The organism is Nocardia sp. NPDC005978 (assembly GCF_040614455.1).
GTDB lineage: Bacteria > Actinomycetota > Actinomycetes > Mycobacteriales > Mycobacteriaceae > Nocardia.
Genome location: NZ_JBEXUS010000086.1, coordinates 22,511 through 35,596, shown reverse-complemented (window position 1 = coordinate 35,596; position 13,086 = coordinate 22,511). Strand labels below are relative to the sequence as shown.

Sequence of the window (13,086 nt, the reverse complement as noted above, 5' to 3'; positions counted from 1 at the left end):
GAACGAGACACGGTGTGGCCCCGGTCCGATTCGGACCGGGCCACACCGATGATCAGCCGCCGCAACCTATCCCGTGAAGGGATTGCGGCGCTTGGTGAGATTCCGGTACAGCGTGCCCTGGATCGTCTCCCGGACCTGGTCGGTGATCTCGAACATGGTCATCGGATCGTCGGCCGCCTCGGGCTCGTAGCCGCTGGTGGAGATCGGCTCGCCGAACTCGATGTGCCACTTGGACGGCAGCGGGATCGCGCCCAGCGGGCCCAGGTGCGGGAAGGTCGGCGTCACCGGGAAATACGGCATGCCGAGCAAGCGGGCCAGCGGCTTGAGATCGGCCAGCTTCGGGTAGATCTCCTCGGAGCCGACGATCGAGCACGGAATGATCGGCACGCCGGTGCGCACCGCCGCCGCCACGAAACCGCCGCGCCCGAACCGCTGCAGCTTGTAGCGATCGCCGAACGGTTTGCCGATCCCCTTGTAGCCCTCGGGGAAGACCCCGGCCACCTCGCCCGCGCGCAGCAGGCGCTCGGCGTCGGCGGGGCAGGCCAGGGTGTGCCCGGCCTTGCGGGCCAGGCCGCCGATGAGCGGGGTCTCGAAGATCAGGTCGGCGGCCAGCAGGCGCAGCGCGCGCTGTTTGGCGTGCCGGTCGTGGATCGCCAGCTGCAGCATCAGGCCGTCGATCGGCACGGTGCCGGCGTGATTGGCGACCACCAGCGCGCCACCCACTTCGGGAATGTTCTCGATCCCGCTGGTCTCGACCCGGAACCACAGCTCGGAGATCGGCCGCAGGATCGGCAGGATCACCGTCTCCAGCAGATGTTCGTCGAGGCCGAATTCGTCGACCTGATAGTCGCCGGTGAGCCGGCGGCGCGCGAAGTCGGCGGTGCGGCCCACGCCCTCGGCGACCGCGCCGCGCAGCATCTCGCCCAGCGACTTCGGCTGCCGCGATTCGACTTCGGCGAGCCGATCGGTCAGCGAGGTCACCGGCTTCAGGGCCGGTTCGCCCGGCCAGACGCGCGACGGCCGATGTCGCGCCTCGATATCCACGTCGTGAAGACGAATCACCTTCGCTACGTCACTCATTGGTGCGCTCCCGTCCCGGCCCCGATCAGGCCGAGAAGTTTGTTCTCTGCGGCATCGATCCAGCGGGGATCGATCACGGGCCGCAACGCTGCGCCCCCTATGAAGTCGTCGAATGCCTGAACCGTCGTCCAGCGCGGCTGGAATCCGAGCTCGGTGCGCATTCTGGTCGTGTCCAGGCCACAACCGAAATGGAAATAGTCGATCTGTTCGGCGGTGAACTCCCGCATGACCGGTCCCATCAGGGTACGGCCAACGGTACGGAAAACGCTGTACGGAACCGGCATTTCGATACGACCCGCGCGCCGGATGGCCTGCGACAAAGCCATCGCGCCGTCACCGGCCACATTGAAAGTGCCGCCCGGCGCGCCCAAGGCGGCATGGGTGAGCGCGGCGATGGCGTCTTCCTCGTGCAACAGTTGCATTCTCGGATCACGGCCCAGGATCGTGGGTGTTACCGGCGAATGAAAATACTGCACACCGCGATCGGCCAACCGCGGGCCGACAATCGGCGGAAAACGCAGAATGGCCGTACAGATATCGGGACGACGGCGGGCCAGCCCGCGCACGAAACCCTCCACCTCGACCATATCGCGGGCGAACCAGCCCCGCGGCGGCGTGCGCGCGCTCATTTCCTCGGTGAATTTCACCGGGTCCTTGGCACTGCAGCCGTATACCGCCGAGGACGAGCGCACCACCACGCGCCGCACGCTGGAGGCCTTGCGGCACACCGCGAACAACTGCATGGCCCCCAGCACGTTCATGTCCTTCATGGCGGGCCGGCCGCCACCGGCGGGCGGGCGCGACAACGCCGCGGGATGCACCACCGTGTCGACCGAGTTCCCGTCGATCACCTTGCGTATCAACGGATTACGAATATCGGCCCGGACGAATTCGGCGCGCCCCATGCGCCGCAACAGCTCCCGGCTCGGCTGTTTGGCATCGACCGCGATCACGCGTTCGATACTCGGATCAGCCGCCAGCCTGACCACCACGTTACCGCCGAAGAACCGGCTGGCGCCGGTCACCATCACGATCTTCGGCGCCGAACCGTCCCTGGTGCCGCCCACCGCACCGGATCCCATTGTCGAGCCCCCATTTCTGTTTTCCCGCGTCCCAAGGGTAACCGCCGGACCTGGGCTCTCCGAAGGGTATTAACCAGGATCTAACGATGAGTTCTGTCACCCGTGATAAACGGAAAGCCCGCCACCGAAGGTGACGGGCTTCCAGCTACGACGCAGCGCTTACTTGCCGAGTTTCCTGCGCTGGACGCGCGTACGACGAAGCAGCTTGCGGTGCTTCTTCTTCGACATGCGCTTACGGCGCTTCTTGATCACAGAACCCATAGGGTTGTTCCTCGCGTTCTCTCGGGTCACCCCCACCTTCGCGGGGAGCACACTTTCAACCCTGCACAGTCCTACCCGTAACGGACCGACATGGGCCCGACGGCACCACCGGCACGTACAGGATGCCGGTCCATGTTACCGGGCCACTCTCCGGCGAACGAAACCGGTAGGCACAGTCCCGCCACCGGGGCCGGTGGATCCGGCTCGGCGCCGCCGACCGTGCGATACGCGTGGGAGCGGTGGGGTGCGACGACGATTCCGGCGGTACCGGGCACGTGGCCCGGACCGCCCGGAATCGATCGTCAGCTCTGGAGCTCTCGCGGGGGTGTCACCCCGCGTCGAAGTAGGACGTCTCCAGGTAATCGTGCACCGCTTTCGCGTGCACCCGGAAGGATCGACCCACCCGCACCGCGGGCAGCTCTCCCGAATGCACCAGCCGGTACACCGTCATCTTGGATACCCGCATCAGATTCGCCACCTCGGCGACGGTGAGGAACTGGGTTCCTCCGCCGAGAACATTGGCTGCACTGATCGGTGTGTTCGCGGACCTCGCTTGACTGTTTCCAGACATCATTGCGCCACTGACCTCCGGCACGTCCGCGCCGCCGGCTTCCCCACCGGCGGAACAGACACGCACGTGCTCCTTGAAGCTTAGCGGGACCAGTGGTGTTGCTGCGACGGGTGTGAGAAATCAGCCTTTGCTGTGGCGAGTCGGGGCCCGGCAGCAAACGAGCTACTGGCCAGTCAGGCTAGTCGGAACTGGCGCCCTGTTCGGCGGAACGACGCTTCGCGGCATGCAGCGCCTCATGGAACGCCGATCGCACCGCGCCGCGCTCGAGTTCCCGCAGGGCGGCCGCGGTGGTCCCCGCGGGCGAGGTGACGGCCGCGCGCAACTCCACCGCACTCTGCCCGGATTCCTCCAGCAGCGCGGCCGAGCCGAGCATGGTCTGCACCACGAGCTGGGTGGCCACGTCGCGGGTCAGGCCGAGCCCGACCGCGGCGTCGATCATGGCCTCCACCACCAGGAAGAAGTACGCCGGACCGGAACCGGACACCGCGGTGACCGCGTCCATCTGCGATTCGGCGACGGTCACCACCTTGCCGACCGACTCCAGCATCTCCGAGACCAGCGCCAGCTGCTCCTTACGGGCATACCGTCCCGGCGCGATCGCGCTCATACCCTGCCCGACCAGCATCGGGGTGTTCGGCATGACCCGGACCACCGGGAAACCGGCGGGCAGCTTGTTCTCGAAACGCACGGTCGGCACGCCCGCCGCGAGCGACACCACGACCGCCTCGCGGTCGGACTCGCCCAGCTCGGCCTTGGCCAGCTCGGTCAGCACACCGTCCACGTCCTGCGGCTTCACCGCGATCACGATCAGATCCGCGCCGATCACAGCGTCGCCGACCGAATCGGTAACTCGGATCCCGAACCGCTGCGCCAGCAACTCGGCCCGCGGCTTCACCGGCTCGACGACCACCAGATCCTTGCTCGCCCGCCCGGATTCGAGCAGACCGGCCAGCAATGCCTCACCGATCCGGCCGCCGCCGATCACCGCAATCCTCGTCATGGTTTTCAGGCTAGTCCGCCTCTCCGGGACCTCAGCGCACGGCCTGGGAGCCGTTCGCCGTTGGGGACGCGTGGTGCGGTTGGGAGCAATCCTGATTTTGGGGGTGCCCCGGGAGTTACCCCGACCGGAACCAATGCCGTTGTCGCGTTGAGCAACGGGACAGCACACCTGCGCGGCTTGGCAAGGGTGGTGGGGGCATTTCTGGGGGTGGGGTTTTTTCTTGCGAATGTGTTTGCATTCGTGAGAATTGTTGGGGGGAAAGTGATCTCGGTTAGCGGGGTTGGGGGATCAAGGCCAGTTGACGGCTTTGGGCGACTATCGCGCCGGTCGAGTCGATGACCAATTGGTCCTCGTCGAACATGCGGGCGCCCACCTCGCGGGCGTGGGCGATCACGCGGAGCCAGCCGGGGGCGGGGCGGCGGCGGAGGTAGGTCGTCATCTGAACCGTTGGGGCCCAGCCGAAGTGGCCGAGGTTCATCGGGACCGGGGGGCTCATGTCGGCGGCCATCATGGCGAAGAAGGCGGCCACGTCGGGGAGTTGCTCGTCGCCCTCGCGGGGGCGAATCCACAGGCGCAGGCGGGGTTCGGCGGTTTCGCCGGACAGGAAGCGGGCCCACTTCGTGTCGATGGCGACCGAAGAGCCCTGTGCCACATGGACGATCTTGCCCATCGGGCTGTCGCCGTCGTAGCCCATCGCGCCGGCGTCGGGCTCGGCGGGCATGTCGCCGGCGTGGTCGGCGGCGAAGGCCGGGGCGGCGCCGTCGTCCAGGTGGCTGAAGGTGAAGGCGGTGTGCACCAGGGTGCGGCCGTTCTGGATCAGGCTCGCGTCGAGCAGGCAGATCTGACGGCCGAGTTTGCGGGTGCGGACCTCGTACTCGACCGCGCCCGGATCCGGGGCGCCCAGGAAGTCGGTGCTGGCGGAGATGGGGAACATGGCCGCCTGCTCGGGCGCGGTGCGGCGCAGCCACGCGGTCGCGGCGGCGGCGCTGCCCGCGACCATGGTGCCGCCGTGCAGTTTCTTGCCGATGGTCCAGATGTCCTCGATGACGCCGGCGTAGCGCCCGGCGCCCGGATCGGCCGACGGCAGCTCGGTGACCGCGCAGACGCGGCTGAAGGGCGCGGTCTGCTCCACGAGGGCCTGTTCGAGGTCGACGGTCAACTCCGTTGTCATCCGCTGCGTTCCTTCCGCTGATCGGTTTGTACAGCGTACAAGCGCCGGGTACACCAATCGGTATTCCCGTGGCGGGAATCACTGGCGCGGCAGGACGGCGCGGCCGCACTCCCCCGCGGCCGGTTCCGGGCCCCTCAGCGGCGGCTGGCGGCCGTCGGCTCCGGTTCCGGGGCCGGAGTGGGGGTGACGCCGTTCAGGTGCTTACGAGCGAAGGTGAGCGCCCGGTTGAGCATGGCCGCCCGATCCATCGTGGTGCGGGCCATCTGGGTGTTGACCTCGATCACGGCCTGGCCGTCGAAGCCGCCGGCGGTGAGCATCGCGCACAGCTCGGCCACCGGCTGGGTGCCCTCGCCCGGAATCAGGTGCTCGTCGGTCGCCGCCCCGCGACCGTCCGCCAGGTGCAGATGCGTCAGGCCCGCGCCCATGCGGCGGGCGAGCTCCAGCGGATCCACCCCGGCGGTCGCGGTGTGCGAGCTGTCCAGGGTGTAGTGCCGGTACCCGGTGTCGGTCGGATCGTAGGAGGGGCTGAACGTCGTGAACGAGGGCCCGGGACCGCCGCGGCGTTCCAGGCGGCGAATCGAGCTGCCGCGGAACAGCGTGTCGGCGCGCATGGGGAACATGTTCTCCACCGCCACCGCGATCGGGCTCTCGTTCTCCAGGTCGGCCACCTGCTGCGCGAACCCCTCCGCGTAGCGGCGCTGCCAGCGGAACGGCGGATGCACCACCACCGTGGCCGCGCCCAGCGCCTCGGCCGTGTGCACGCTGCGCCGCAGTTTCGCCACCGGGTCCGACCCCCAGACCCGTTGCGAGATGAGCAGACACGGCGCGTGCACGGCCAGCACCGGCACGTCGTACTTGTGCATGAACGACTGCACGGTGGAGATGCTCTGACTGGCCGGTTCCGCCCACACCATGAGTTCGACTCCGTCGTAACCCAATTCGGCCGCGTAGCGGAACGCGGCCTCGGTGTTCTCCGGATAGACCGACGCGGTGGAAAGCCCGATCCGGACTTCCGCCCGCCCCGCTCGGTCCTCGATGTTCGCCCCCTGCACGATATTCCCCACTGCTGCTCCCTGCTCAGTTCGTACTGAGTAGAAAGGCTAGCGGTCCCAGCGTCACGAAGACGCCCACGACGACCGCAATCACAGTGCTGAAAATATCGTCGGTCCGGCGCAGCACCCGTACGAGCGCGACCAGACCGAGGATGACGATCATCGACAGGGCCAGGGCAACCCACGGGAGCATTTCCCACAGCCGCTCGAAACCCTTGAACAGCAACATGCCCGCGACCGCCGCGCCCGTGCTCTGCCCGGCCAGCACCAGCCACTGCCGGCGATGCTCCTCGTCGTCGGAGAGGTCGGCCCGGGCCCGCGAAGGCGCCGGGCGCGCCCGCCGCGCGGCCCGCGAGGCGACCGCCGACAGCCGCCCGACCACCGAGGTGCCGGGCTCGTCGTCGTAGTCGTCGTCCTCGTCGTCGTCGAGCGGCTCGTAGACGTCGGTCAGATGCTCGTCGAGATCCCGCTCCCGGACCGCGGCGCCGCCGCGGCGCCGGGTACCGGCCCCGCGACGTTTGCCACCGCGTCGCGAATCATGTTCCGCGCGTTGCTCATCGCGTTCGAGTCGATCCCGGAGCATCTCTCCGGCAACCGTCTCGCCCGACATGAGCATCTGATCCTGATCCGCGGCGGACCAGCTCGGGTTCGCGTCGGCCCGGTCCCGCGGCCCGTCGGCCCGATTGCGCGGCAGCAATTCGGTCCGGTCGTGCGGGGCGGCCTCGGGCACGGCGCCGGCGGCAGGTCGCCGGCGCGCAGACCAGGACGGCAGCCCGGCCCGCTCCTCGTGCTCGACGCGGGCGTTGTGCTCGGCACGGCCGTCGCGCAACTGCTCGTCGTGCCGCCGGCCGCCGGGTAGCCGCTGAATCTCCGGCTGCCGCGGCGGTTCGGGATCCCGCTGGGATTCGCCCTGCCACGGCGGCACCTCGGCCTGGCGCTGCTCGCCCTGCCACGACTGTTCGCCCTGCCACGGCTGCTCGGCCTGGCGCTGCTCCCCCGGCCACGGCTGCTCGGAATGCCACTGCTGCGGCTGACGCGGCGGTTCGGGCGGGCGCTGGGGCTCGGGCCGGCGCGGCGGTTCGGGCTGCCACGGCTGCTCGGCCGGGCGCTCGGCCACGTTCTGCCGCTGCGCTTCCGCGTGCCTGCGCGCGGACCGCGACATGGGCGGGGCGGCGATGGGTGCGGCCGGTGCGGCCGCCTGCGGCGGTTCGAAGCCGCGCGACGGCGGGCTCGATAGCGGGTCGGGCGACCAGGCCGGTGCCGGGTCCCAGCCGCGGGCGGCGTCGTCGTTGCGGCTGAGCGAGCTGTTCAGGGCACCCATCGCGCTGTCCGCGCGGCCGGGATCCTGCCCGCGGAAGGGCTGGACGTCCTCGGTGTTCTCGTCGTCCGGATCGAAGCGCCGCCGGCGGCCGCCCTCGGCCGGCGCGGGCGGGGCGCTGCGGTCCAGTTCGTTCAGCGGCACCTCGGCCGAGAGCGGATCGGGCTTGCGGCGGCGGCCGCTGCGCGGCGCTTCCGCGGCCGGCCCCGGTAGCGGGGGCGCGGCGGGGGCCAGCGGATCGTAGAACGAGATCGGTCCCGACAACGGGGAGTACTCGGGCGTCGGATCGGGTACCGAGTAGGAGGGATAGTCCGCCTGCGGGGCGGACGAATACGACGAGGCGCCCCCGAAGTCACCGGAATCTCCGGAATAGTTCGGGTATTCCGCATAATTTGCGTTCGATTGGTCCGAATAATTCGAAAAGTTTGAATAGTCCGATTCGCCCGAATCAGCCGGGGGTGAGGGATCAGCCGCGCCCTGTTCCAGCGCGTCGTCCGGCGCGGCGTGCGACGAGGATCCGTTCCGGACCGTCGGTATATCGCCGGTCAGATCGGCGACCGATAGGCCGCGCCCGCTCCTTCGCCTGCGCCCGCCACCAGCGGCGGGCGGTGCACCCTGTCCGTTTCGCGCCAAAAGTTCGGCAACGGACAGTTGACTAATATCCTCGGTCATCGAGACACCGTTTCGATCGTGCCCGGCTGGCCGCCGTTGGGACCACCAGTTATCGGCTCATTATCCAGGTCGGTATCAAGTTTTCGCAGGATCAAACCTTCCCGCAGTGCCCAGGGGCAAATTTCTAGCGTATCCAATGACAATGCCCGCATACTCGCCTCCGCGACCAGCGCGCCGGCCACCAATTGCTGTGACCGATCGGAACTTACGCCTTCCAATTCTGCCCGGTCCGCGGCTGTCATTCTCGATATGAACGCAATCAGCTGTCGCAGGCTGGAACTCGTGAGGGTACGCCGCACCCGCGGACCCGCCGAGGAGGGGGCCGAACCGGTCAAACGGGCCAGCGAGCGGAAAGTCTTGGACGTGCCCACCGCCAGATCCGGGCGGCCGGCCTCGAGCAGCTGCTTGGACGGCAGCACCAGCTCGGCGTCGAGCCAATCCCGCAGCACCGCGACCCGGCGCTTGCCGGGCGGGTCGTGATGCAGCCAGTCCCGCGTGAGCCTGCCCGCGCCCAGTTGCAGCGACAGCGCCGTGTCGGGCACCTCGTCGGCGCCGTTGCTCATTTCGAGCGACCCGCCGCCGATGTCGAGGTTCAGGATCCGCCCCGCGCTCCAGCCGTACCAGCGCCGCACCGCCAGGAAGGTGTGCCGGGCCTCGTCGGCGCCGCTGAGCACCTTGAGCTTGACCCCGGTCTCGGCGCGCACCCGCGCCAGGACCTCCTCGGAATTCGTCGCCTCGCGCACCGCCGAGGTGGCGAAGGCCATGAGCTCCACGCACCCGGAAGTCTTTGCGATACTGGCGAATTCGGCGACCGTGGCAATGAGCCGCGCCGATCCGCCGGGCGTGATCCGGCCCTGGTCGTCCATGCTCTCCGACAGGCGCAACGTCGCCTTCGTAGAACTCATTGGCATCGGGTGGCCACCGCGATGCGCGTCCACCACGAGCAGGTGGACGGTATTGCTTCCCACATCCAGTACACCGAGCCGCACATGAACACGGTACTGGGTGCGTCACGGCTTCAGGCCAGGCGACTGAGCTGTTAGCGTTCCACGGCGTGACGGCAGGTGCATCCGCGAGTGGCCCCACCGGGCTGCGACCAGCGGCGAAGATCGACCCGGCTCCCGAAGTAGAGCTCGACTTCCCGCGCGAGTGGATCGAGTTCGTCGACCCAGCAAATGACGAGCATTTGATCGCGGCGGACATGACCTGGCTGTTGTCGCGCTGGACGTGCGTTTTCGGCACTCCGGCATGCCAGGGCATCATCGCCGGGCGCGAGGACGACGGCTGCTGTTCGCACGGCGCGTTCCTGTCCGACGAGGAGGACGGCAAGAAGCTGCACCGGGCTGTGAAAATGCTCACACCCGACGATTGGCAGCTCATGGGCGAGGCGGTCGACGACAAGGGCCGGGTCCGCAAGAAGCTGTATCTGGAAGAGGACGACCTCGACGACGAACCCGCGTTGCGCACCCGGCGTTTCGACGGCGCGTGCATCTTCCTGAACCGCGCCGGCTTCGACAAGGGCCTGGGCTGCGCGTTGCACACCATGGCCCTGCGCGAGGGCCTGGAGCCGCTCACCGTCAAGCCCGAGGTGTGCTGGCAGCTGCCGATCCGGCGCACCCAGGACTGGGTGGAGCGGCCGGACGGGGTGGAGATCCTCAAGACCGTCATCGGCGAATACGACCGGCGCGGCTGGGGTTCGGGCGGACTCGACCTGAACTGGTACTGCACCGGCTCCCCGGACGCGCACGTCGGCACCCGCCCGGTGTGGGAGGCGTACGCGCCGGAATTGATCGAACTGCTCGGGCAGGTCGCCTACGACGAGCTGGCAGCACACTGCCGGCGACGCCAGGGTCTCGGCATCGTCGCGGTGCACCCGGCCACGGCGATCGCCCAGCAGAAGGCGGCCGCGGAGCAGGCGGCGGCGAAACAGGAAGCGGCGCACACCAAGAAGTCCGCGGCCGCCGCGGCGAAGATTCCCGGGGTCAAGAAGGCCGCGGCCGCCAAGCGCGGTTGACAACCCACCGGTAACTTTCTGAAAGCACGTATTTTCACTTCACTGCTCACCTACTGTGCGAGCGACCCCTCCCCCTCACGGGGTCGCAGTACAGGAGAGATACATGAGCAACACTTCAGCCTTCCGGCGACCGCTCGGTCTGGGCCTGGCCGGGCTGGCCGTGGCCACCGGCGTCGCCGTCGTGCTGGCGAACCCCGCAACCCCGGAAGCCACCGCCGCGGTGGACCGGATCACCGTCTCCGGCTCGGACCACAAGGTCAACCAGACCTACAACCTGCACGCCGATCTCAGCGGCGCGTCCTTCGGCCTGCTGGTCTACTGGAAGGACAACGGCCAGGCCATCACCAGCCCGGCCGCCCAGGTGCCGTGGCCCGCGTACAACACCAGCACCGACTGGACCCCGCGCACGGCCGGGGTACACACCATCACCCTCACCCAGGGCAGCAGCACCAAATCGCTCGTGGTGAACGTGAGCGACGGTTCGGCGCCGACCACCACGCCGCCGGTCACCACGACCCCGCCCGTCACCACCGAGCCCCCGGTCACGACGACGCCCCCGGTCACCACCGAGCCCCCGGTCACCACCACCCCGCCGGTCACCACCACGCCGCCGGTCACGACGACCCCGCCGGTGACGACCGAGCCGCCCGTCACCACCACCCCGCCGGTCACGACCGAGCCCCCGGTGACCACCACCCCGCCCGTCACGACCGAGCCGCCGGTGACCACCACCCCGCCGACGACCACCAAGCCGGCCGGCAGCGGCAGCTCCGATCTGCTGCCGTTCTGATTCCGGTTCCGGCCGGTCACACGGTGGCCCGCTAGCTCCTGGTTCATCGACAGCAAGATCGCGGGCAGTGCGGGATTGCCGACGATGAACAACCACGCGAGCTCGATATCGAGCCCCCGGCGGTAGGAGACGTGGTGGATGTGGCGAAAAACCCCTGGTCAAGCCATATCCACCACAACCAAGCGGACGCTTGTTTGATAGATTTCCCGAAACGCCTGCATTTCACACACCGTCTCCCTTAGGGTGCACAGGCCCGCACACCCCCGCGGGCAGCAACATCCCAGGAGACGACACACATGCGCATCACACCCTCGAGGACCGCGCGCCGGGCGGGTGCCGGAATCACCGGTTTCGCCGCCCTGGCGGCGACAGCCGTGCTCGCGGCCCCGCAGGCCGTCGCGGCGGTCGACAGCGTGACCGTCGACGGCTCGGATCACCGGGTGGGCACCGAGTACACGATCTCGGCCACGCACAGCGGCGCCGCGGCCGGACTGCTCGTGTACTTCAGCGACAACGGCGAATTCATCGGCGGCCCCAAGGTGCCGTGGCCCGTCGGGCAATCCAGCATCGCCTGGACCCCCGCGACGACCGGCAAGCACATCATCACCGTCGAACAGGGCGGGTACACCCGCTCGGTCGTGGTCGAGGTCCGGGACGCGCCCCTGGGATCGGGCAGCTCCACCTCCGGCAGCGGATTCGGACCGGCCGGGCCGCTCGGCAGCGGATCCAGCGGCACCACCGGCAACAAGTAACCGCGGCCGAGACCACCGAGAACAGGACACCCCCATGAGCATTCTTTCCCGCCGCCTCGGCGCGGGCGTGGCGAGCCTCGCCGCCGCCGCGTCCATCGCGGTCTTCGCCGCGCCCAACGCCGCCGCCACCGTGGACAGCATCACCGTCTCGGGCAGCAACCACGAGATCAACAAGGAGTACACCCTCAGCGCAAAGCTCAGCGGCGCCGGCATCGGCCTGCTCGTCTACTGGAGCGTCGACGGCGAGGACCTGAGCGGGCCCAAGGTGCCCATGCCGATCGGCCAGTCCAGCTACCCGTGGAAGCCGACCAAGGCGGGCAAGCACCTCATCACCTGTTCGCAGGGCGGCAGCACCAAGACCATCGAGGTGACCGTCGTCGACCCGTCGAATCCGGGCCCGGTCGATCCCGGCAACCCCGGCACCCCCGGCGGCGAGAACGGCGGCACCGGCAGCGCGGGCGGACTCGGCGGTCTGCTGGGCGGATTGACCGGCAGCGCGGGCAAATAGCGGCGCGAGAGCACCGGGCGAGTAGCCGGCACACCGAGCCCGCCGCCACCGACGCGGCGGGCTCGACCCGAGCTGTCCGGCGACCGGCGTGCGCGAGGTGGCCGGGCGCACAGCGCTACTCGATCCATAGCGAACAGGTGTGATTCATTCGACACCGGTGAACAGCCGGTGAACAACGCCACCGCACCCCAGCGGCATTCGAATCACTGTGCGCGCAAACCTGTTTCGCGCGACCTTCCGAGCGTTGACCTCGGGTTGTGAGCGCCCGGCAGCGCGCGCGACATCGGCAGGCCATTGCGCATTCACCGGGGCGTGTTAGACATTCGCCTCATGATCAAGAAGTCGTTCGCCGTCGCCGCGCTGGCCGCCGGCGCCGTGCTCGCCCTCGCGCCCATCGCCGGTGCCGACAACGTCGACCCCGCCCGGTTCTCCGACCGCACCGCCGATTTCGTGCCCTACAACGATCTCGACGTGCTCAACGCCAAGGCGAACGGCAAGCTGGTCATCGTCAGCCCCTACGGCACCAGCCAGACCATCGCCTGCCGCGGCAACGGCCAGGACGTGGCCTGGTACGACTGCAAGCAGCAGGACGCCCTGGGCTGGATCAACCTCCAGCAGCAGGAGCTCCCGGTCCTGGGCACCGCCTGGGTCTACACCCTGCAGAACGACCCGAACGCCTAGGGTTCGAGCACCGAAAAAGCGCCCACCTTCGAATTCGAAGGCGGGCGCTGTTCTATTTCTGCGCGATAACCGATTTCGCGAGGGAGGCCGGCGACTTCCCGGCCACCTCGACATCGGTTCGACGCCTGACCGCG

Annotated in this window: 13 protein-coding genes and 1 pseudogene; 5 read left to right on the top strand and 9 right to left on the bottom strand. The window is 68.8% G+C overall.

From position 1 onward, the window contains the following. Positions 1–66 precede the first annotated feature (66 nt). The 9 genes and pseudogenes from ABZ319_RS29890 to ABZ319_RS29850 form a co-directional block, all read right to left on the bottom strand. A complete protein-coding gene (locus ABZ319_RS29890) occupies positions 67–1,080 on the bottom strand; it encodes a lysophospholipid acyltransferase family protein (protein WP_354989846.1) in 1,014 nt (337 codons plus the stop codon). After that, a complete protein-coding gene (locus ABZ319_RS29885) occupies positions 1,077–2,108 on the bottom strand; it encodes an NAD-dependent epimerase/dehydratase family protein (RefSeq protein ID WP_354989845.1) in 1,032 nt (343 codons plus the stop codon). Before ABZ319_RS29885 ends, ABZ319_RS29890 begins: the two co-directional genes overlap by 4 nt. A gap of 213 nt (positions 2,109–2,321) precedes the next feature. Next, positions 2,322–2,423, bottom strand: a complete 102-nt coding sequence (locus tag ABZ319_RS29880) for an AURKAIP1/COX24 domain-containing protein (RefSeq protein WP_003402602.1) — start codon at positions 2,421–2,423, stop codon at positions 2,322–2,324. Between the two features lie 328 nt (positions 2,424–2,751). After that, the gene (locus tag ABZ319_RS29875) at positions 2,752–2,994 is read right to left on the bottom strand and encodes a helix-turn-helix domain-containing protein (protein ID WP_354989848.1); all 243 of its coding nucleotides are present in this window, start codon (positions 2,992–2,994) and stop codon (positions 2,752–2,754) included. Between the two features lie 178 nt (positions 2,995–3,172). Then, positions 3,173–3,994, bottom strand: coding sequence for a pyrroline-5-carboxylate reductase (gene proC / locus ABZ319_RS29870; RefSeq protein ID WP_354989844.1), 822 nt, complete (start codon positions 3,992–3,994; stop codon positions 3,173–3,175). 271 nt (positions 3,995–4,265) lie between these two features. Next, the gene (locus ABZ319_RS29865; protein ID WP_354989843.1) at positions 4,266–5,165 is read right to left on the bottom strand and encodes a thioesterase family protein; all 900 of its coding nucleotides are present in this window, start codon (positions 5,163–5,165) and stop codon (positions 4,266–4,268) included. A 134-nt stretch (positions 5,166–5,299) separates the two neighbouring features. Further along, complete coding sequence (locus tag ABZ319_RS29860) at positions 5,300–6,169, bottom strand: sugar phosphate isomerase/epimerase (RefSeq protein ID WP_354989847.1); 870 nt, start codon at positions 6,167–6,169, stop codon at positions 5,300–5,302. 73 nt (positions 6,170–6,242) lie between these two features. After that, positions 6,243–6,497 (bottom strand): annotated as a pseudogene (locus ABZ319_RS29855) (hypothetical protein); the annotation flags it as partial. 1,706 nt (positions 6,498–8,203) lie between these two features. Continuing rightward, positions 8,204–9,196, bottom strand: a complete 993-nt coding sequence (locus ABZ319_RS29850) for a Ppx/GppA phosphatase family protein (RefSeq protein ID WP_354989842.1) — start codon at positions 9,194–9,196, stop codon at positions 8,204–8,206. Positions 9,197–9,261: 65 nt separating this feature from the next. Here ABZ319_RS29850 and ABZ319_RS29845 point away from each other — a divergent pair, with 65 nt between their 5' ends. The 5 genes from ABZ319_RS29845 (at position 9,262) to ABZ319_RS29825 (ending at position 12,952) form a co-directional block, all read left to right on the top strand. Beyond that, the gene (locus ABZ319_RS29845) at positions 9,262–10,221 is read left to right on the top strand and encodes a hypothetical protein (protein ID WP_354989841.1); all 960 of its coding nucleotides are present in this window, start codon (positions 9,262–9,264) and stop codon (positions 10,219–10,221) included. A 103-nt stretch (positions 10,222–10,324) separates the two neighbouring features. Next, positions 10,325–11,011 (top strand): hypothetical protein, encoded by a 687-nt coding sequence (locus ABZ319_RS29840; RefSeq protein ID WP_354989840.1) that lies wholly within the window; start codon positions 10,325–10,327, stop codon positions 11,009–11,011. A 296-nt stretch (positions 11,012–11,307) separates the two neighbouring features. After that, the gene (locus ABZ319_RS29835; protein WP_354989839.1) at positions 11,308–11,763 is read left to right on the top strand and encodes a hypothetical protein; all 456 of its coding nucleotides are present in this window, start codon (positions 11,308–11,310) and stop codon (positions 11,761–11,763) included. A gap of 34 nt (positions 11,764–11,797) precedes the next feature. Next, complete coding sequence (locus tag ABZ319_RS29830; protein ID WP_354989838.1) at positions 11,798–12,271, top strand: hypothetical protein; 474 nt, start codon at positions 11,798–11,800, stop codon at positions 12,269–12,271. Positions 12,272–12,601: 330 nt separating this feature from the next. After that, positions 12,602–12,952, top strand: coding sequence for a hypothetical protein (locus ABZ319_RS29825; RefSeq protein WP_354989837.1), 351 nt, complete (start codon positions 12,602–12,604; stop codon positions 12,950–12,952). Positions 12,953–13,086: the final 134 nt, after the last annotated feature.